The organism is Phaeodactylibacter xiamenensis (genome assembly GCF_000759025.1).
GTDB lineage: Bacteria > Bacteroidota > Bacteroidia > Chitinophagales > Saprospiraceae > Phaeodactylibacter > Phaeodactylibacter xiamenensis.
Genome location: NZ_JPOS01000079.1, coordinates 16,915 through 36,983 on the forward strand (window position 1 = coordinate 16,915; position 20,069 = coordinate 36,983).

Sequence of the window (20,069 nt, forward strand, 5' to 3'; positions counted from 1 at the left end):
TGTTTTAGGGCAGGCTGCCTTTTCAGTCCTGCTTTCCTTCCTGTTCTTCTTCAGGTCTTGCTTTGACAGTGTTTTCCTGCAGCTCTTCCAGTAAACCAAGGACTTTCGCGCGCTTTTCCCAGTTCTTCCGGGCCAGTAATTGCATATCCTCAATGTTGTCCTGTTCATCTACGATTTCTATGCCAAGCAGGGTTTCAATCACGTCCTCCATAGTAACGATACCTGCCATGCCGCCGAATTCATCCACAACTAGGGCAATGTGTTCGCGCTTTTCCATAAGCTGATTGAACAAATCGGGCAGGGGGATTTGCTCATTGATAATGAGAATCTCCCGCATAATATCCCGGAGCGGAGCTGATCCATTATTTTTAATGATGTTACTCAGGATTTCATCTTTCAGTACAAAGCCATTAATATGGTCTTTAGACTCTGCAAAAACAGGAATCCGGGAAAACTGCAGCTTTTCGTTTTTGTCATAAAATTCCTGTATGGTGCGTTCCTGATTGGCCGCTTTGACAACGGTGCGCGGCGTCATCACATCCTTAGTGCGGATAGTGTTCAGGCGCAAAAGGTTGTGGATGATCCGGGATTCATTGCTCCGGAAAATACCCTCCTTTTCACCAATCTCCGCCATTGCAGAAAAGTCTGCCCGGCTAAGCACACTTTTGTTCTTATCTTTTTTCATCGACCTGGTGATCAGCTGGCTTAGCCAGACTAATGGGTAGAGCGCAAAAATCACTACATTAAGAGAGTTAACGGTGAAGCCGGAAAGCTGCTTCCAGTTGTTCGCTCCGAGGGTTTTAGGTATAATTTCTGAAAGAATCAGGATAGCCAGGGTCATGGCAGCTCCCACGAAAGCTTCCACTGAGAACGGCAGCTCAAAACTGCCAAGCACCATATTTTGGTCACCGTACATCTTACCTGCCTGTGAGCCTACGCCAATCGCACCAACGGTATGGGCAATGGTGTTAAGGGTAAGGATGGCAGACAAAGGCCGGTCAATGTCTTCCTTGAAGTTTTTCAGCAATTGCCCGGTTTTAGTACCTTGCTTGTAGGTCACCTCCACAAAGGAGGGGGTAATGCTCAGCAATACTGCTTCCCATATGGAACACAGGAAGGAGAAGAGGATAGACATTGAAAAGAATAGCAGCAGCATATATAGGATTCAGATAATTTGGTCAAAAATAAGTAAACATCCCTTCGATAAATAGAAATGGGCTATTCCTTTTCAGAAACAGCCCATTTTTCGACAGCCCATCACTTATTTTAGTTCAAGAAAATCCGCTGATAAGGGATGAGGACTTCGTTTTTTTCCAGATTATTGATTTCCCGCAGGCGCTGTACACTTGTGCCGTAGGTGCGGGCAATATTGAACAGGGAGTCTCCTTCCTTTACGATATATACAGTGCGTACCTGGTTTTGCTGTTGTGCCGGAACATAAGTATCGTAGCTCTGTGGATTATTTCCTCCTCTGGCAGTATAGTCCGGATTGTTATAGGCGGGTGGCTGTTCGCGGCTGTAAGAGGCCGGAGGCGGGCTTTGTACGGAAGAGCGGTTCAGGAAGTAAGGGGTGTTGCGAAGCTCTTGTTCCGGGCTTTGGCTGCCCAACTGATCATTTGAGAACGTTTCTCCTTCCGGGCTGCCGGATTGTGGTATCCGAGGTGCCGTAGTATTGTAGGATTGAGGCACGAGACCTTTTGCCTGCACACTATTGTCAGATGGTGCAGGGGCAGCCATCGCGCTGATACGCGGTTGAGCCTGCTGGTAAGCTGACGGAGCGTCATCCGGGCAGTTGCAATGGTCAATTTTGATTTGCTGCCCTACTTTCACCATTTCATTTGGGTTCAGTCCGTTCATTTGACGGAACCGGGCTTCGGTATAGCCGTAACGCAGTGCAAGGGATGCTACCGTTTCACCTGCCCGCACAATGTGGAATTTGTCAGCTTTGCTGCTTGCAGCAGGCTGATTGGTACTGTAGCGGGCGGTAGGAAGAGACTGTGCCTGCCCTCCCTTTGCTGTTAAAGCCTGAGGTTGTGCAGCAGCAATTGTACTGGCAGCTACCTGTAAGGTTTCACCGGGATAGATGGTATTGCTGGATTTGTTATTCCATGCTTTGACCTGGTCGATCGTCACGCCGTAATTTTTGGCAATACGGTAGAGCGTTTCTCCTTTCTGAACTTTATGGGTTTGGGGCTTTTGTGCCACCGCCCTAGGTGTCGTATCGACATTCGCAAGCGGGTCACGCGGGCGTGTGTAAGCCTCCGCGCCGTAGGAGTCAGGTGTCCCACCTTTTGTCGTCAAATCTCCCTGGGCAGCACGGGAAGCGAAGGCATCTTCGGCAGGGGCAGCTTCATCCTCCGTGAAATCACCATCGCAAATGCGGCGAAGGTGGCGGTCCAGCTTTCTGCCATTTACCTTCTCCAGGCGCAGTGTATTGTTCAGGGCATCTTCGGCATTGATGCCGCTACGCTCTTCCACTATACCTACTTCCGGTACGAGCACTATATCAGCATGTGGGTTGCCGTCAAATTCTGCATACTGGTGGAAAAGGTAAGCTCCGGAACACTCATTTTCCAGTTTGCCTTCAAAAAAGACTTCTGCTCTGGGGTTGTTATAGGCAATATTTTCACCGATTGTGCCCAGCTTGCGGTCAAACTGGAAGCGGTATTTAGGGGAGTCGTAAAGAATCACGTTATCGTTGATCAGCAGTCGGGCTGCGAAGTTGATCGGTGAAATGAAATAGCGGCTGCCCTTGCGGACTACCATGTGCACCTCATCAATATTGCTGTTGATGGCATTGACCAGCTGCTCATCAAACACCGCGTTGTTGCAGCGTATGAACTGCGCCGGCATAAAGTCCTGCGGCGTCTGGCTTTCTGCTCCTACCTCCAGGATGATTTTTTCCCCGGGCATTGTACTCACCTGGTACATAATGTAAGGAGACTGATCATCTGCATTCTGATAGGCATACTCCAGCCGGTCCATGCAGGCGTCATCGTACAAAATGTAGAGGTTAGCAGAAGAGACAGCAGCATTGATCGCTAACACAGCGAACAGCGTAAGAATAGTGGTTCTCATATGATTAAATTTGGCTCACGGCGCGGCCCAATTTTTTGTTTGGCCACAGACCGGTCAATTTACGCACTCAATGTAAGTGAAATCGGCAACAATTGCAAGTTTCCGGTTTTCGTACCAATTTGTTTCCCAACGTTTAACGGTATCCTTGCCCTGAATATTATGAGGAAAGGGCTATTCTGCGAGGGGTAAAGAGTTTGGGCTCGTCCGTTGTGCTAGGAGGGGATTTGCCGGCCGTCTACAATTCCGATATCAACGGCATAGAGGATCAGCTCTGACGCACTGCTGAGGTTGAGCTTTTTCATGATGTTCTTGCGGTGGGTATAAATAGTGTGGGTGCTGAGGTTGAGCTCGCTCGCTATTTCCTTGGCAATCAGTCCGCGGGCGATATGCCGGACAATCTCTATTTCGCGGGGGCTTAGTGGGGTGGGGCCACAGCTGACCGACTCCCGTTCAGCGGGTTTTTGTTGCTGTTCCGGAAAGCTTTTCTCCAGCAGGTAATCCAGCACGCGGGTGCAAAATAACTTTTCTCCTTTTGCTGTGGCTTTTATGGCATCAAAGACTTCCTCCTCGCCGCAGCCTTTGGTAAGGAAACCATTAACACCAAGCTGAAGCACTTTGTAAATCCGCTCCTTTTCGTCATCATCGCTCATGACCATAATCCGCACGTTCGGGTGTTGCTTCTTGAGGCGGTTGATGGTGGATATGGAGAAGGCACCTTCCTGATCGTAGTCCAGAATAACCACATCAGGTTGAAGAGCAGAGAGCTTTTGGCGCAGGTCATCCTCATCGCTCGCTTCCCCGATAACCTGAAAGCGGCCATCCTGTGATACAAGATGGCGGAGACCTGCCCGGATAAGGTGCTGTGCGTCAGCGATTACAATGGAAATAGCGTTCATGCTCTTGTTTGTCCTGTCTTTGCGCTAAATTAATCTCTAAGCGTGAACAGAACAAATTTATTTAGACTTAGTTCAGATAGAGTAATTGGAATAGGTTTGTTCTAACGCCCCTGACTCCGGCGTTGTACCTCAAGAAAGACCTCATTCCCAGCTCTGGGCTTGATGCTGTCCGCAGCAGGTGCAAGCTGTAATACGTCAAAATACTTTTCAAACAAGGAGCGGTAGTCTGCTTCCCGTCCTCCAAAGGGTGGGCCACCCCGTTCCAGTGGATGTGTAAAGAGCAGCCCGGCAAGTTTACCGCCTGGTCTGAGCAATTTGCAGGCCTGCCGGGCATAGTCCTCCCGCCTGCCCGGATCAATGGCACAAAAGAAAGTCTGTTCGAGAATCAGGTCCACTTCAAGGTCCAGCGCAAAAAAATCTTCAACGAGTAATTGTGCTTTAGGGAAATCAGGAGCTTTTGCTTCCAGAATCTCAAAGGCAGAAGGAGCCCAGTCGCAAACGAAGACATTGCGATATCCCTGCTGATGCAGCCATACCGCTTCGTAGGCATGGCCGGCACCAGGAATCAGAATGCGGTCTGCAGGTTCCGTGTGCTGCTGAAGGTAATGAACGAGCGGGGGAGAGGGGTAGCCAATGTCCCATGGGGTGTTGTGGTCGTGGTAACGGTTCTCCCAGTAATTGGCATCAAGCGTTGGCATCAGTCTTGGTATTGGTTGTCGGCAGCGTAATCGGTTTCCGGTTCGGGGTAGGCGGATTCGACTTCCTTGAAGCGCACACGGAGGTTGTACCGGCTGTTGATACCCTTTATGACGGGGTCAAACATCGTATTCATTAGGTCGATGGCCTGAGATTTGGCATCGTCCATGATGTCGCTTTCCAGGGCTTCCCGGCGGAATTCCCGGCGCAGCACATCGAAGTTTTTGTTGAGGTCCACACTTTGAACTTCCCGCATCCACCCGATATCCAGCTTGTCAATTTTAGGGAAAACCTCGTGAGAAAGGATAACTGGCTCAGGCAGCGTGATGGTGACGAGCCCCTGCTTGGCATTAAGGCCTATGTCAAAATACTCATTGAGCCTAAAGCCAACCTTAAGTATACTGATGGCTGACACCTCAATATCAGAAGAGGAGACCGAGAACCCCAGAAAACGAGTCTGCAGATTCTTGTTAAGCCCTTTTTTGTCGCGGACTTCCATGGTGGCGAGTTCGGCAATTACCCGTTCCACTTTTTCCTGCAATAGCCCCCGGGAGCGGCTGAAGTCTTGTACAGCAGCCCTTTCTTCCAGCCGTTTGAGCATGGGATTGAGGGCTTCCTGCATGGCTACGCCACAGGGTGTGTTGACTTCCTGCCCTTTGGCATAAATGCTTTGTCCTTTTACCGGTACCAGTGTAGTGATGACCTGGGTGACGAGGAAGCAGGTATACTTACCGGCCACTTCCCGCAGCGCTTCGATGGCACTGCCGCCTTCATTTTCATACCAGGTCTCGTAGAGCTGACTGGTGGTATCCCGTAGCTGGGTGAAGTCATTAAAGTAAAGCTCTCTCAGGTAGGGGTGGTGTTTTTCATATTCGTCCTGCAGGCGGCTAAGGTCACCATCGTTGAGGTTCATCCGGCGCCCCACGTGCTGCAGAATACTCATATTGACCTCATACACCAGTTCATCGAAACCCCGGCGGTTGTTATTCGGGTCAGAAAGGACGGACAGCGCCCGCTCTTCATCAATGGGCATCCGGAAATCAGAAGGCACGTAGTTGACCTGATATTCCTTAGGTACGCTCGTGTAGCCCGGCGGTGCCACAAATTTGCGGAACAGCAGTACGCCAACAATACACACAATAAGAATCACCAATAGCGCACGGAGCATATTGCGTGGCCGACTGCCTGAAGAAGGATAATCGTTGTTTCTGGCCATAGTGGTTTTCAATTCAGGTTTGAGACGGCAAGCCCTGCCCGCCGTCACGCCGTTTCATATCTGAAAAACGTAAAGATGAGAACAAATGTGCGGAACTTGGGTTTGCAGCGATTGAAAAAGGGATAAGAATACTGGCCGTAACCTTACCAATAGCCAAGCCGCTGTACTTTACGTTTCTGGTAACAGCGTCTTTCCGGACTTTTGAGTTTTCCTAAGGACAAGCGCAAACCAAATGCTCAATGCGCTCACCCCGGTTACCGGGAGACAGGGAAAGCCTCCTGTTACCAGAGTTAAGACAGCTGCCAAATGCCCGGACGTTAAGCCGGGCAGGCAGGTTGGTTAGGATTTAAGCTGAGGCATGTGCGCCTACTTGAGCCCCTTGAACTTAATGCCCAGGTCCAGTTTCATATCCGGATTTTTGAGGTCCTCCTGAGGGATCTCAATAACTACGGTTTCCTTGTCCACACGGGTGGCATATTTGGAATTCAACTTTTTCTTCACCTTGCCGGGAAAGTGGATCGTCAGGCGGTAAGGCTCGTCGCCGAGCATGCCCTCCACCATCTGCAATTGCTGCTTGTCTTCTTCGCTCATGTCGCTCATGTCCTGGCCGCGGCGGGAAACGTTCAGGGTTTTGCCAGACAGCGCAAATTGCGTTTGGGCGCCCAGTACATCTTCCATCATTTCGCTTTGTCCGCCCATAGCTGCATAATCGTCCATGCCCATCATCGTCTCCATAAAATTACCTCCCTGTTTAAATTCGGCAATGTCGTCAAAGGTGTTGATGGTGGTGATTTTGAATAAAGACTCAGATTTTTTGACCTGCATGCGCAGCTGGATATTTGTCATCTCTCTGAATAGCTTAAGATTTGCTTCTTTCTCGGCCTCCGTAATGCCGGCTTCATTGATGTCAACAGACTCAAGGCTATCCAGCAGCATATCCAGATTCTTCCCCTCTTTTTCAAGCTCCCGCGCGACCATATCAGAGAAACGGATCAGTGTATCAACGGACTCGGACTGCAATAAACCTTCCATCATCTTTGTGAAGGGGTCTTTTTCTTCACCTTCTTCCTCCGGCTCACTGTTGAGCCCCATGAGTATAAAAGGGTAAATACCGCTCAGGTCCATAGTGGACTCGTACCGCCCGCTGCCGTTGGCCTCAATCCAGAGTTCCTCTTCATTGCTGGAGCAGGAGGCAAGCATTGCGGCTATTGCCAAGGCCAGGAAATAAAACAATTGTTTCATCAGATTTTTGAATTTTCGGGATGAAGTGATGCTCAAAGATAGGTATTATATTGACCAGGACGTATTTGCCCGTTGTAAAAACCAGATAGCTAGCCTATCTAATATAGTAGGAATTCTTTGATCCCAGGAGAAGATTGAAGATATTTGGGACAACTAAGAAACAAACAAAACAGCGATAATATGGAGACCCTCCTGGCTAACGCCCAACAGCATTTTAAAAAGACCTATCAGGACTTGCAGCATTTATTGCAGCTTTTGCAGGATGTGCTCAAGGAGAGCGGGGAAGCCCAGCTCGCAGAGCAGATTCCGTGGATCGGTCAGGCGGGTGTGCCGGATGAACTTACCACCCGCCATCTGCAATTGTACTCTCTGGTTTTTCAATTGATGAGCATGGCGGAAATCAATACGGCTGTTCAGCACCGGCGCCGGGCGGAAGACGAATCCGGAGATCCGGAGCCCGGGCTTTGGGTGGAAGCTTTCCGCCGTCTGCAGGAGGCCGGCGTTTCAAAGGAGGAAGCCCTCAGAGCTTTGCGGCAAATTTCGGTGGAGCCGGTGCTGACCGCTCACCCTACGGAAGCTAAGCGGACTACTGTACTGGAACACCACCGGGAGCTTTACCTCTTGCTGGTACAGCGCGAAAACCAGATGTACAATGCCCGGGAGCGGGAGGAGCTAAACCTGGAGATCAAGGAAAATTTGTACCGCCTTTGGAAAACAGGCGAAATTTATCTGGAAAAACCAGATGTCACCTCAGAACTCCGGAATGTGATGCACTACCTGCTGGAAGTCTTCCCGGATTTGATTCAAATCCTGGACCGCAGGCTGGAAAAGGCGGGCGAGTCCTTTGGGATTGCCTCCGGCACTCTGGCCAGGGCTCACGCCTACCCGAAAATCTCCTTTGGGGACTGGGTGGGAGGTGACCGCGACGGGCACCCTCTGGTCACTGCGGACGTAACGCAACACACTTTACTGCGCCTTCGCCTGAATGCTTTCGTAGCCATACGCCGCAAACTGGCGCGCCTGGTCCGGCACCTAAGCTTTGCTTGTCAGATCGAGGAGCTAATCCCCGAAGCCCAGGAGCGCATCCGGGAAATGGTGGAAGAGTTAGGTGAACAAACCGGTGAGGAAGCCCTGGACCGCAATAAGGGTGAGGCTTTCCGGCAAATGGCCAACCTTATGCTGGTGAAGCTGCCTGTGGACACACAACGGGGCCACGCCGTTCAGTTGTCCGAGCGCCCGGGTTGTTATTTCCACAGTGAAGATCTGGTGAAAGACTTGACGATGCTGCAGCGGGCCTTGGATGCCCACGGTGCCACCACAGTTGCTTACCGCGAAGTGGTGGTGGTGAAGCGGGTGGTGGAAACCCTCGGCTTTCACCTGGCAGCATTAGATATCCGCCAAAACAGCGCTTTTCATGATCAGGCAGTGTCTCAGCTCCTCAAAGCGGCATTGGTGCCGGATACGGATTTTGGCAGCTGGTCAGAACAGAAGCGCCTGGAGTTCCTCAGCCGGGAGCTGGAGTCCGCCCGGCCATTTACCCATCCTGATGCGGTGCTTGAAGACAACGCCCGTGCAGTGGCGGAATGTTATCGCACCCTAAAGTCGCATACCGAAAAATATGGCATCAACTGCCTGGGGTCCTTTATTGTCAGCATGACCCGTTCAGTCTCTGATTTGCTGGTGGTCTATCTGCTTGCCCGGGAAGCCGGGCTGACTGAAATGACCGAGGAAGGCCTGGTTTGTACAGTGCCGGTAGTGCCCCTGCTGGAGACCGTAGATGATTTAGAGCGGGGACCGGAAATTCTGCGCAATTTTCTGGAGCACCCTTTTACAGCCCGCTCCATGCGCTACCTCATGAAGACCCGCCACTGGGAAAAACCCCGTCAGCAAGTTATGGTGGGCTACAGCGACAGCAATAAAGACGGGGGCATCATGGCTAGTCAGTGGTACTTATACAAGGCACAGCAACGGCTCTCCCGCGCTGGCGCGGACATGGGGGTTGATATCCTGTTTTTTCACGGCAAAGGCGGGTCTATCAGCCGGGGGTCAGGGCCAACAGCCGCTTTCCTTAATGCTTTACCCTGTGGTACGCTGAACAGCCGCATACGCCTTACCGAACAGGGAGAGACCATTGCCCAGAAGTATGCCTACAAACTCAACGCCGCCTATAACCTGGAGTTACTAGTGGCCGGCACCTTTGCCCGTACGGTACTGGACCGGCAGGAACCTTGTGAAGGGCATCCGATGGAGGCCATCCTGGAGCGCCTGGCACAGGACAGTCGGGAGCACTATGCGGCTTTGCTTCATACTGATGGTTTTATCCCTTTTTTCCGGCAGGCAACTCCTATCGATGCCATCGAATCCAGTAAAATCGGCTCCCGTCCGGCTAAGCGGACCGGGGCGAGCACATTGGCAGATTTAAGGGCCATCCCCTGGGTTTTTGCATGGGGGCAGTCTCGTTACCATATGACGAGCTGGTACGGGCTGGGTACCGCCCTGCAGTCATTGGAAAAGGAAAAACCGGAGGCTTATACGGCATTGAAAGCACAATGCGAGGATGAGCCTTTCCTCAAATATGTCCTGCAAAATGTAGACAACAGCGTCGGAGAAGTGGATGAAAGCATCATGGCTGCTTACGCAGCACTGGTGGAAGACGAGGCGATTCGGGAACGTTTCCTCAAAATGTTCCGGCAGGAGCTATCGCTGGTCCGGCAGCAACTGGATCAATTGCTGGGGGGCGATTACGAATCCCGTCACCCCCGCCGTGCCCGTTCCAATGAGATGCGCTCCGTTGTGCTTCAGCCACTTCACCGCCATCAAATTGCACTGCTGGAGCGTTGGCGGGCAGAAAAAGCGAGGGGGGCAAAACAAGCAGCTCACACGCAAATGGAACTGATGCTGACCATCAACGCTATTGCCGGTGCTATTGGCACCACAGGTTAACCGCCAAGCCCGGAATCCAAGGCATGCTATGAGCTTAGCGGGCTTTCGGATTCCGGGGTCTTATTTACTGCCGGATGATTCTGAATTCTGTACGTCTGTTTTCCTGGTGCATCCATTCCGGACAGTCCACACCATCTGTACAATCATTGGTCAGCAAAGCCTCCCCGTAACCTACAGGGATCATGCGGGCCTGGTCTATGCCTTCGCTCGTCAGATAGCGGACGATGGCATTAGCCCGGCGCTGACTGAGTTCTTCGTTTGCTACAGCATTGCCATTCGAATCGGTGTGAGAAGAGATTTCGACAACCAGGCTGGGGTTTTTGAGCAGCAGGTCACGGAGCTTGAGCAATTCACTGACTGAGCCGGGCTGTACACTTGAGCGGCCAACATCATAGTAGACATTGAGTTTGTAAGCCATGACAGTAGAGGTATCCCTGCTGCTTGGGCGGCTGGGCTCAAAGTCTTCGAATAAGTCGGTTCTGCTTTGTTCATTGCCTCTGTTATCCGGACTTTCCGGGTAGTTTGTTGAGTCAGCAGGAGAGGAGACCGGCATAGCATTGCTCCGGGGCTGCAAAAACAGATTGATATACTGCTCCCGGTTGGGGCCGGTGGCGCAGACAGACTGCTGTGTGACGTGCTCGTAGCCTTCGAGCGTAGCGGTAATGTTGTAGCAGCACTCGTTTTGCAATTCCAGGGTAAACCGTCCCTGCTCATTGGCATAAACAAGATCGGAAGAAGCACAGGTGCCTTCTGATTCCAGTTTGATTTTTACGCTTTCCAGTGGCCGGCCGGAAGTCCGGTCAAATACCACCCCTTTAAGGGTTTGCGGTATATCTGGTTGTAAAGCGATGGCCAGGAATAGGGTGTCTGCACCGTTTGGTACGTCATCCGGGCAAATATCAAGCGATTTTGGAAAAAAGCCTTCCTGCCAGCCGGTAAGGGTGGTGCAGGATGGGACCCGGAGCACGATACGGCCACTTGCATTAGTTTGCAGGGTGTCACCGTTTTGAGTGTCAAGTAATTCGGCATGGGGTATAGGCATACCGTTGGTAAGATCAAGTACGTCAATCGCAGCAATCCGGCCGCTCCGCCGGAAGAAGTAGATGTCGTCTCCCCCTGCGCCACCCTGTCGGTTGGAGGTAAAATAGCCACTTTCAGAGGCATCCATCATGGCAATCCCGAAGTCATCGGCTGCTGAGTTGAATGGCGCGCCAAGGTTTTCCGGGCGCTGCCAGGTACCGTCTTTACTTTCGCGGGTCACAAATAAATCCATCATGCCTAATCCCAGCAGGCCATTGGAAGAAAAGTATAAATCCCCAGCGGGGCTGACATAGGGGTACAGTTCATCGCCCGGAGTATTAATAACCGGCCCCAGATTAATCGGGCGGCCCCAGGCTCCATTAATACGCACACTTACGTAAATATCGATACCGCCGTACCCCCCCGGCATATCCGAAGCGAAAAACAGCCGGTCACCTTCCGGGCTGAGCGCCGGGAAAGCCACCGCATATTCATCACTACAGAAAGTCAGCGGATAGAGCGCACTCCAGGTTCCCTGTGGCAGCAGGCGGCCGGTCCGGATCTCCAGTTTTTTGCGCGCCTGGCTCTCAGGGCGGGTGCGTGTGAAAAAGATTTCGTTACCGCTGGCATTGAAGGTGGCCGGGCCCTCGTGCAGGTTTTGAGGTGTCTCAACGTCAAAAGGTCTGGGCATTCCATAAACCATGCTGTCCGCTGTGGTGAGGGTGACCTGGTATAAATGCGCCAGGTGCTGCCCCTCCATTTGGTAGCGGTCGCTTGTGAATACCAGCCCCTCCCGATAAAGGACGGGCGAAAAGTCATTACTGGGCGTATTGAAAGGCAAATGGACAATCTCTACCTGCCCTTTTGACTTATTTTGTAGCGATTGATATTTGTCGCAGGCATTGAGCAGGTCTGGTTTACGGGGGTCAAAGGGGCGTTGTTCCAGATAGATGTTGAACCACCGGATGGCAGCGTCACATTTGCCACTGTGCAATAGCGCATAACCATATTTGAGCTGATGCACCGGCTGGCATTCTTCCATGGGCATCACTAATGCGAACCAGTTGGCTGCAGTGTGGTAGTCTCCAATGCCATAGTAAGCTTCTGCCAGATTGATTTTCGCCTGAGGCACATCCTGCCGTTGCAGTACCTGATGGTACAGAGGGATGGCAGCTTCCAGTTTGCCTTCCGAAAAATAGGAATCAGCTTTGCTTAGGCGGGAACTTTGCCCATACAGGCAAGGCAGGGATAGTAAAAATACCGCAACGAGGGGCCAAAATTTCATAGCAATTGTGTTAAATCGGTTGTTGTCCGGGCAGGCGAAAATCTAAAGCATGCCCATGTGTCCTAAAACCTTTTCCAGCCAGACGATTATCTGAAGGCAGTGGAAAAGATTATCTTGTCCGGGTTAGATATCTGCATTTACAGTGGTAGTCCTGAATTGTAAATCATTATATCCAAACAATTGTACGAATTCTTCTACATTTGGTTGCAAAAACAAAGGGCGAATAAGAAGGCATGAAACAAATTAGTGGAATTTATATATACCCGGTTAAAAGCCTGGGAGGGGTGCAGCTCAGCGAGTCTGCTGTTGGCCCGCGCGGACTGGCCTATGACCGTCAGTGGATGGTGGTTGACATGAAGGGCATGTTTATTACTCAGCGCAAAGTCCCAAAGATGGCTTTGATACAGCCGGTTTTACGGGAGGGGGAGTTGGTTTTAGCGCACCGCCGGGACCGGGATGATTATATGGTTACTCCACTAAGCGGGCCGGAGCAGGATATTGATGTTCCGGTTCAGGTTTGGGAAGACAGCGTTAAAGCGAAGCTTTGCCGCGAAGAAGTCAACGAGTGGCTTAGTGATCAGCTCGGGACTTTTTGCCGGTTGGTTTACCTGCCGCTGCCGAATGCCCGACCGCTTGCTGAAAAGTACGGCCGCCCCGGGGAGTCCACTCTTTTTGCCGATAGCTGCCCCTTGCTCATCACCGGTGAAGCGGCCTTGCAGGACCTGAACAGCCATCTCGCAGACCCAGTGCCCATGGACCGTTTCCGGCCCAACCTGGTTTTCACCGGAGGCGCTGCCTACGAGGAAGACGAATGGTCATCCTTCACCATCTCAGGCGTGCCCTTAAGAGGTATTCGTAAATGCACCCGGTGCAAGGTGATCAATACAGACCAAACCACAGCAGCCGTATATCAGGAGCCCCTGGCAACACTGGCAACGTACCGTCGTGATGCGCAGGGGGTGAATTTTGGGCTGCATGCTACTTTAGGTGAAGAGCAGGGCACTGCACTAATCCGGCTTGGAGACCAAATTAGCGCCTGACTTCATTCGTACCTTTGCCTTTTTCATTGTCCCGGAGCGCTTGTTTTTGAAGCGTTTCCCGCAGTGGGGAGCCACTCAGGATGTTTTCCGCTTCTTTGTAAAATGTATCAAGGTACCGAAGCACTTCGGTCCGGTTCTGCCGGTCAAGCAGCTTAAAGTTGTCGATCTCCCGCTCCATCTCCATGCGCTTGAACAGGAAGTGCTGTAGCGTAGAGGACAAGAGGGCACTGTCTACCTTATTGCCCAGGAAAACCCGTTGCTTCACGGAAACGAGCCCGTAATCTGAATTTGGGATGGCATAAGACGGGTCAACAAAACCTGCGAAATCGAAATCATAAGGTACCGGGATTACGCCGGTGCCAGTATAGGGGCGGACCATTTTGACGTTGCGCATCATGCCGGTATTGTAGTCCGCATTGCCAATCATGTACTGAAACACAGACATAATGTGCTCTTCCTTTTGGGCAAGCTCATCGGCTGGGACATTGATGCACTCTTCGCACTCCTTGCCGCCGGCACGGTGCGCCATTTCATCGGTGTCTTCAAGAATAAACCCATAGCGCCTGATCCTGCTGATCCGGTCCTTGCTGTCGATATAGTCGATACGGACCAATTGTACCCGGTAGCTTTTGTCAGAGATGATGTTGTAGAGACGGTAAGCCAGGTATTCCCGTGCAACGTTCTCTCTGGAGGCAAACTTGTCGTCCATACAATGTGTGACGAGTTTGAGCTTGTCATACTCTGCAATATAGCCGCGCTCCATCAGCCGGTCTTTGGAAAAGTTGAGCTTAATGGGCGGGAAATCGCAAACGTTCCGACGAAATTTACCGCGGGGCTTGAGCTTCATATCATGTTGCTCCAACCTGCCCTCAGCATTCTCAAAGGAGAAAATAGCATGCTGGTAATCGTCTTTTTTGCGATTATCTATAAGGTAGGAGAGGTCTGTCTCAATGGTGACCTCTAATATTTCCGATGAATACAGGGCATCAAAAATAGTTTGCTTATCTTGAGCAAAACCTAATGTGCTGAGCCCGATTATCGCCATTAAAGTGGACAAAAGCCGATTCATCATAGTTCGTTTTCGGTTGAGTGAAAAAATGGCGTTCTGTTTTCTATATTAACGGGGCAAAGCTACAGTGGTTCCAAATAAAATTCCACTATTGCCCGATTAATTCTATGTTAACAGAATAATCAATTGTTTGATTGGAACAGTTGGTGTATAATTTGATTAAGGTTGGAAAAGGGACTATGGATTGACAAAGTATGAAAAAACGACAAAATATTAATTTTGCGCCTGTCTATTATCTGGGGCTGTGGTTAGCCCTTTTTGCACTGTTGGAGTCCTGCCGGGTGCAGCAATTACCCCCACCGGAGAATGCCACTGCCCGGAATATCATTTTTCTGATTGGCGATGGTATGGGGCTGGGGCATATCTCAGCTGCTTTATACGCTAATGATAACAGCCTCAACCTGGAACAGTTCACCCATATCGGCTTTCAAAAAACTTATTCAGCAAACGATTTAATTACGGATTCTGCTGCCGGCGCAACGGCTTTTGCCTGCGGTGTGAAAACCTACAACGGCGCGATTGGGCTGACAGCAGATTCGGCAGCTTGCGAAACGATTCTGGAAGAGCTGCAGGGGCAGGGCTATGCTACCGGACTTGTAGCGACTGCAACCATCGTGCATGCTACTTCGGCTGCTTTTGCTGCGCATCAGCCCATCCGGGTGTTTTATGAAGAAATTGCCGAAGACCTTGCAGCTTCCGGTGTCGATTATCTGGTTGGTGGAGGAAAGCGTTACTTCGACCGGCGCGAAAAAGACGAACGGGATCTCATCCGGGAGATGGAGGGCAACAGCTACTATGTGACCAGTTATCTGGAGCATGAGCTGAAAGACCTTGTGCCCAGCCCGATGAGCCGTTTTTGTTATTTTGCAGCTGATAAGCACCCGCTTACGAAAGCAGCCGGGCGGGACTACCTCCCAAGAGCGGTGTCCATGGGCGCCAGTTTCCTGGGGCGGCGCAGTAATACCGGTTTCTTTTTGATGGCAGAGGGCTCCATGATAGACTGGGGTGGCCACTCCAATGACGGAGGGCTGGTGATTGAAGAAACCAAAGATTTCGACCGGGCAGTGAAGGAAGCCCTGAATTTCGCAAGGCGGGACAGGGAAACGCTTGTTATTGTTACGGCAGATCATGAGTCTGGTGGCATGGCACTCAATCCAGGGTCCTCTTTTGAGTCCATCAATGCAAGCTTTACCACCAATGGCCACACTGCCGCTATGGTGCCTGTTTTTGCTTACGGTCCAGGTGCTGAGCTTTTTGATGGCATTTATGAAAATACGGAAATCTATTATAAGATGAGACAGGCGCTGGGCTTACCGCAAAAGACGGTAGTCGAGGGCAAATGATTGTACTCCTGTACCCTAATTCATTGACCATGAACTTTCTAAAGGAACTTCTTCTTCTGGCAGTACTCTTGCTACCAGCATTATCTTCTGAGCTTTGTGCTCAATCTACCTCAAATTTCGCCCCTGAACTTTACGATGGGCTGGAATGGCGCAACATCGGGCCATTTCGGGGCGGGCGGAGCTGTGCCGTGACAGGCGTGCCCGGGCAGCCCAATTTGTTTTACTTTGGAAGCACCGGCGGCGGGGTTTGGAAGACCAAAGACGGTGGGCAGACCTGGGAAAATATTTCCGATGGCTACTTTGGCGGTTCCGTTGGCGCGGTAGCGGTCAGCACCTACGACCCTAATGTGATCTACGTGGGCGGAGGAGAAAAAACCGTGCGCGGCAACGTTTCCTTTGGCTACGGGATTTGGAAAAGCGTAGACGGTGGCAAAACCTGGGAACAGAAAGGCCTTGAAAAATCCCGCCACATCGGTCGCATCCGCATTCATCCCCGCAATCCGGATATTGCCTACGCGGCAGTGATGGGCGACCTGTTTAAAAGCGCAGAGGAGCGGGGGGTATACCGTACCACGGACGGTGGGGATACCTGGGAGCGCATCCTTTTTGCGAATGCAGATGCCGGGGCAGTAGACCTTTTGCTTGACCCTACCAATCCCCGAGTGGTTTATGCGTCTACCTGGCGTATCCGGCGCACACCCTACAGCCTGGAGAGCGGTGGCGAAGGCTCTGCCCTCTGGAAAAGTACAGACAGTGGCACGACTTGGGAGAACCTTTCCGAAAAGGAAGGGTTCCCGGAAGGGCCGCGGGGCATTATTGGGGTTGCGGTGTCACCAGTAAATGCAGAGCGCGTATGGGCACTGGTGGAAGCCAAAGATGGCGGTGTGCTGCGCTCGGAAGACGGAGGGGAAACCTGGTCGCGCATCAACGACAGCCGCTCCCTGCGGCAGCGGGCCTGGTATTATACCCGCATCTACGCGGACCCAAAGGACGAGGACGTAGTGTATGTGATGAATGTCCGCTACCATAAATCCAAGGATGGCGGACGTACTTTCAAGGCTTACGCTGCACCTCATGGCGACCACCACGATTTATGGATTGCTCCCGAAGATCCTGACCGTATGATTATTGGCGATGATGGCGGTGCGCAGGTGACTTTTGACGGGGGCGAAAACTGGACAACATACCACAATCAACCTACCGCACAGTTTTACCGGATTACGACCGATAATGACTTTCCCTACCGCATCTATGCTGCACAGCAGGACAATTCGACCATCCGCATCCGCCACCGCACGGATGGCAGCAGCATAGGCGAGTCTGACTGGGAATCTACAGCAGGTGGAGAAAGCGCGCATATTGCAGTGGACCCAACCGATAACGAAATCGTCTACGGCGGCAGCTATGGCGGCTACCTGACCATGAAGAATCATCGCACCGGAGAGCGCCGGGCGGTCAACGTCTGGCCGGATAACCCGATGGGCTATGGTGCAGAAGGCATGAAATACCGGTTCCAGTGGAACTTCCCATTGTTCTTCTCGCCCCATAACCCGGAGAAACTCTACGCGGCATCCAACCACCTGCACGTCAGTACCAATGGCGGGCAAAGCTGGGCTGTGATCAGCCCGGACCTGACCCGTAACGATTCCACCAAGCTGGGCCCCTCAGGAGGGCCTATCACCAAAGATAATACAGGCGTGGAGTATTACTGCACCATTTTTGCTGCCACTGAATCACCCTACGAGCGGGGGCTCATTTGGACGGGCTCAGATGATGGCCTGGTGCACTTGTCCCGTGATGGCGGCGAAAACTGGGACAACATCACCCCAGGGGATTTCCCGGAATGGCTTATGGTCAACAGTATCGACCCCGATCCCTTCAACTCTGGAGCCGCCTTTATAGCCGGCACCCGTTATAAGCTGGGCGATTATCAGCCTTACCTGTACCACGTAACGGATTATGGCAACAACTGGCGGCTCATCGTAGATGGCATAGCGGAGGAGCACTTCACCCGGGTCGTCCGGGCAGATCCGGACCGGGAGGGGTTACTTTACGCCGGGACCGAAAGCGGCATGTACCTTTCTTTTGATAATGGCGGTTCCTGGGCACCCTTTCAGCTCAACCTGCCTGTTGTGCCCATCACGGACCTCGCTGTAAAGGAGCAAAATTTAATTGCTGCCACACAGGGCCGCAGCCTTTGGATGATCGATGACCTGACGCCCCTGCACCAACTCAGGCCGGATATGGATACGGCAACGGCTCATCTTTTCCAACCCATAGACAGCTATCTGATGGATGGCGGGCAGCGCAAAAACCTGAAAACCGCCGGCACCAATCATCCCGGAGGCGTAACGGTGCATTTCTTCCTTCCGGAAACAGTGGTGACCGATTCTCAAACAGTAGCTCTGGCTTTTTATGAGGAGTCTGGTAAGCACATCCGCACTTTCTCCACAGATGCCAAAGACAAAGAGGATAAACTGGAGGTGGAAGCCGGTGCCAACACCTTCAACTGGGACTTGCGTTACCCCAAAGCCAAAGAAGTAGAAGGTATGATTCTGTGGTGGGCAGGGCTTAGTGGCCCGGAAGCGGTGCCCGGGTACTATACGGTCAGGCTGATGACGCCTCAGGACACCCTGGAGCAGCCCTGGCAATTGAAAAAAGACCCACGCATTTCTTCCACCATCAGTGACCTTCAGGCCCGCTTTGACTTTATGCAATCGGTCAATGAAAAAGTCTCTGAGGCACATCAGGCGATCACGGATATCCGGGAAGTGCGCAAGCAAATGCAGCCGTTTATGCAGCGTTGGAAAGGGCAGGAGGAATATAAGGGCCTGCTCATGGAGGCAGAAGCTATAGATTCTGTAATGACAGAAGTGGAGACGGCTTTGTACCAAACCAAAAACCGGAGCCGTCAGGACCCGCTGAACTTTCCCATTAAACTGACCAACAAGCTGGCGCACATCAATGCGCTGGTTGGTTCGGGGAGTTTCCCACCTACCGAACAGGACCGGCAAGTAAAGGAAACTCTGGCCCGGCAGATCGATGAACAGCTGGACCGATTTTACGCCTTGAGGGAAAAAGCAATTCCAGCGTTCAACAAAGCGGTAAAGGCCCGGGCTGTGGACGTTATCATGCTAAAGGAAAGCGATTAAAGAATTTGCCAGGCCCTTTTATTTGGTTTTAAGATATATTTTCAAAATAAAAAGGCGTGGAATCTTAAATTTTAAGTTGGTTTATTTGGATAGAATTTGTACATTTCTAATGCAAATTCGATTCTTTCACAAAATGACAGAGCCATGCATATAACGTATGATGAGCTGAGGGAGATCAAGCACCGTCTCCCAACCGGAAGCGTAAAAAAGATTGCCAATGAATTGGGGCTTCAGGAACAAACAGTCCGGAATTACTTTGGTGCGAAGAAATTTGAGAATGGGGATATTATTGATGCCCACATTCAGCCCGGGCCGAATGGCGGGATTGTCAATCTGGAAAGCACTGCCATCCTTGATGCCGCGCGGCGTATCCTCGGAGAGGAAGAAGTTTTGAGTTAGATAGAACTGGAGATTATAGAATTGCAAAACAACAAAAGCGCCTCTATCCGCAGCAGGGTAGGGGCGCTTCTGATTTTACCGGTCAGGTTTAATCGGTTTATCAGGCAGGAAAGCCACCATAATGCTTACCGGTTTCCCATTCGTGTAGCGGTAGATGTTCAGGTTGCCGCAGGTCGCTATTGACTACTTTCCCAATAAAGAGGACGTGGTCGCCATCTGTTTTTACCTGATCAGCAAGTTCGCATTCCAGGTAGCCGATACCGCGGTCGAGTATGGGGGCTTCCGTTGCTGTTCCGTTTAGGAAGTCATAACCATTGATGGTCTGATCCTTCCGGATGACACTATCTTTGGCGAAATCGTCCACAAGTGCTTTATCCTCTTTGCCCAGGATGTTTAGGGCGAAGGACCCGGCTTTGGGAATGGTTTCGTTCAGGTCTGAATCTTTGGCTACAGCAATAGTGACCATTGGAGGCTCGAAGCTGCTCTGCATGGCCCAGCTGATCGTCCCCGCCGCAATATAGTCGCGGTCGCGGGTAGACAATTCCTGCCGGTCTGCCCGGGTCGTGACAACGTGAAAGCCATAAGTGATTTTTTCCAGCACATCTTCTTTTGCGCGTATGGTATCCATAAATTTTTCATTTTAATTACACTTTGGTAACGGGAGCAACCAAATCTGTGTTCGATTTAACC

14 protein-coding genes are annotated in these 20,069 nt (G+C 51.5%); 5 read left to right on the top strand and 9 right to left on the bottom strand.

The annotated features are described in order from the left end of the window. Positions 1-22: 22 nt before the first annotated feature. The 6 genes from IX84_RS20170 to IX84_RS20200 all read right to left on the bottom strand — a co-directional run bounded on the left by IX84_RS20170 (position 23) and on the right by IX84_RS20200 (position 7,128). Positions 23-1,135: a CNNM domain-containing protein gene (locus IX84_RS20170; RefSeq protein ID WP_202965277.1), complete on the bottom strand. Its 1,113-nt coding sequence runs from the start codon at positions 1,133-1,135 to the stop codon at positions 23-25. A gap of 131 nt (positions 1,136-1,266) precedes the next feature. Continuing rightward, entirely contained in the window at positions 1,267-3,078 is a 1,812-nt protein-coding gene (locus tag IX84_RS20175) for a LysM peptidoglycan-binding domain-containing protein (RefSeq protein ID WP_044224997.1), read from the bottom strand. A 212-nt stretch (positions 3,079-3,290) separates the two neighbouring features. Then, positions 3,291-3,974, bottom strand: coding sequence for a response regulator transcription factor (locus IX84_RS20185; RefSeq protein WP_044225001.1), 684 nt, complete (start codon positions 3,972-3,974; stop codon positions 3,291-3,293). A gap of 101 nt (positions 3,975-4,075) precedes the next feature. After that, entirely contained in the window at positions 4,076-4,672 is a 597-nt protein-coding gene (locus tag IX84_RS20190) for a methyltransferase domain-containing protein (RefSeq protein WP_044225004.1), read from the bottom strand. Further along, entirely contained in the window at positions 4,672-5,886 is a 1,215-nt protein-coding gene (locus IX84_RS20195; RefSeq protein ID WP_044225007.1) for a DUF4230 domain-containing protein, read from the bottom strand. Before IX84_RS20195 ends, IX84_RS20190 begins: the two co-directional genes overlap by 1 nt. A gap of 366 nt (positions 5,887-6,252) precedes the next feature. Beyond that, positions 6,253-7,128 carry a hypothetical protein gene (locus tag IX84_RS20200; RefSeq protein ID WP_044225009.1) on the bottom strand — a complete coding sequence of 292 codons (876 nt, stop codon included), beginning with the start codon at positions 7,126-7,128 and terminating at the stop codon, positions 6,253-6,255. Positions 7,129-7,308: 180 nt separating this feature from the next. Between IX84_RS20200 and IX84_RS20205 the strand changes: the two genes are divergently transcribed. Next, a complete protein-coding gene (locus IX84_RS20205; protein WP_044225011.1) occupies positions 7,309-10,071 on the top strand; it encodes a phosphoenolpyruvate carboxylase in 2,763 nt (920 codons plus the stop codon). Positions 10,072-10,135: 64 nt separating this feature from the next. On the opposite strand, the gene IX84_RS20210 is transcribed toward IX84_RS20205, so the two are convergent. After that, a complete protein-coding gene (locus tag IX84_RS20210; RefSeq protein ID WP_044225012.1) occupies positions 10,136-12,376 on the bottom strand; it encodes an OmpA family protein in 2,241 nt (746 codons plus the stop codon). 233 nt (positions 12,377-12,609) lie between these two features. Between IX84_RS20210 and IX84_RS20215 the strand changes: the two genes are divergently transcribed. After that, entirely contained in the window at positions 12,610-13,416 is an 807-nt protein-coding gene (locus tag IX84_RS20215) for an MOSC domain-containing protein (RefSeq protein ID WP_044225014.1), read from the top strand. Here the strand turns inward: IX84_RS20215 and IX84_RS20220 are convergent. Continuing rightward, positions 13,406-14,488, bottom strand: a complete 1,083-nt coding sequence (locus IX84_RS20220) for a hypothetical protein (protein WP_152605162.1) — start codon at positions 14,486-14,488, stop codon at positions 13,406-13,408. The genes IX84_RS20215 and IX84_RS20220 overlap by 11 nt on opposite strands. Before the next feature lie 191 nt (positions 14,489-14,679). Here IX84_RS20220 and IX84_RS20225 point away from each other — a divergent pair, with 191 nt between their 5' ends. The 3 genes from IX84_RS20225 to IX84_RS20235 all read left to right on the top strand — a co-directional run bounded on the left by IX84_RS20225 (position 14,680) and on the right by IX84_RS20235 (position 19,379). Next, positions 14,680-15,828, top strand: a complete 1,149-nt coding sequence (locus tag IX84_RS20225) for an alkaline phosphatase (protein WP_044225018.1) — start codon at positions 14,680-14,682, stop codon at positions 15,826-15,828. Positions 15,829-15,857: 29 nt separating this feature from the next. Further along, entirely contained in the window at positions 15,858-18,980 is a 3,123-nt protein-coding gene (locus IX84_RS20230; protein ID WP_044225409.1) for a WD40/YVTN/BNR-like repeat-containing protein, read from the top strand. A 144-nt stretch (positions 18,981-19,124) separates the two neighbouring features. Beyond that, positions 19,125-19,379, top strand: coding sequence for a DNA-binding protein (locus IX84_RS20235; RefSeq protein ID WP_044225020.1), 255 nt, complete (start codon positions 19,125-19,127; stop codon positions 19,377-19,379). A gap of 100 nt (positions 19,380-19,479) precedes the next feature. On the opposite strand, the gene IX84_RS20240 is transcribed toward IX84_RS20235, so the two are convergent. After that, positions 19,480-20,007, bottom strand: coding sequence for a flavin reductase family protein (locus IX84_RS20240; protein ID WP_044225022.1), 528 nt, complete (start codon positions 20,005-20,007; stop codon positions 19,480-19,482). Positions 20,008-20,069 lie beyond the last annotated feature (62 nt).

Excerpts from the sequence above, each read along its gene's own strand:
- IX84_RS20170 (WP_202965277.1), bottom strand. The coding sequence starts at position 1,135 with ATGTCTATCCTCTTCTCCTTCCTGTGTTCCATATGGGAAGCAGTATTG.
- IX84_RS20175 (WP_044224997.1), bottom strand. The coding sequence starts at position 3,078 with ATGAGAACCACTATTCTTACGCTGTTCGCTGTGTTAGCGATCAATGCT.
- IX84_RS20185 (WP_044225001.1), bottom strand. The coding sequence starts at position 3,974 with ATGAACGCTATTTCCATTGTAATCGCTGACGCACAGCACCTTATCCGG.
- IX84_RS20190 (WP_044225004.1), bottom strand. The coding sequence starts at position 4,672 with ATGCCAACGCTTGATGCCAATTACTGGGAGAACCGTTACCACGACCAC.
- IX84_RS20195 (WP_044225007.1), bottom strand. The coding sequence starts at position 5,886 with ATGGCCAGAAACAACGATTATCCTTCTTCAGGCAGTCGGCCACGCAAT.
- IX84_RS20200 (WP_044225009.1), bottom strand. The coding sequence starts at position 7,128 with ATGAAACAATTGTTTTATTTCCTGGCCTTGGCAATAGCCGCAATGCTT.
- IX84_RS20205 (WP_044225011.1), top strand. The coding sequence starts at position 7,309 with ATGGAGACCCTCCTGGCTAACGCCCAACAGCATTTTAAAAAGACCTAT.
- IX84_RS20210 (WP_044225012.1), bottom strand. The coding sequence starts at position 12,376 with ATGAAATTTTGGCCCCTCGTTGCGGTATTTTTACTATCCCTGCCTTGC.
- IX84_RS20215 (WP_044225014.1), top strand. The coding sequence starts at position 12,610 with ATGAAACAAATTAGTGGAATTTATATATACCCGGTTAAAAGCCTGGGA.
- IX84_RS20220 (WP_152605162.1), bottom strand. The coding sequence starts at position 14,488 with ATGATGAATCGGCTTTTGTCCACTTTAATGGCGATAATCGGGCTCAGC.
- IX84_RS20225 (WP_044225018.1), top strand. The coding sequence starts at position 14,680 with ATGAAAAAACGACAAAATATTAATTTTGCGCCTGTCTATTATCTGGGG.
- IX84_RS20230 (WP_044225409.1), top strand. The coding sequence starts at position 15,858 with ATGAACTTTCTAAAGGAACTTCTTCTTCTGGCAGTACTCTTGCTACCA.
- IX84_RS20235 (WP_044225020.1), top strand. The coding sequence starts at position 19,125 with ATGCATATAACGTATGATGAGCTGAGGGAGATCAAGCACCGTCTCCCA.
- IX84_RS20240 (WP_044225022.1), bottom strand. The coding sequence starts at position 20,007 with ATGGATACCATACGCGCAAAAGAAGATGTGCTGGAAAAAATCACTTAT.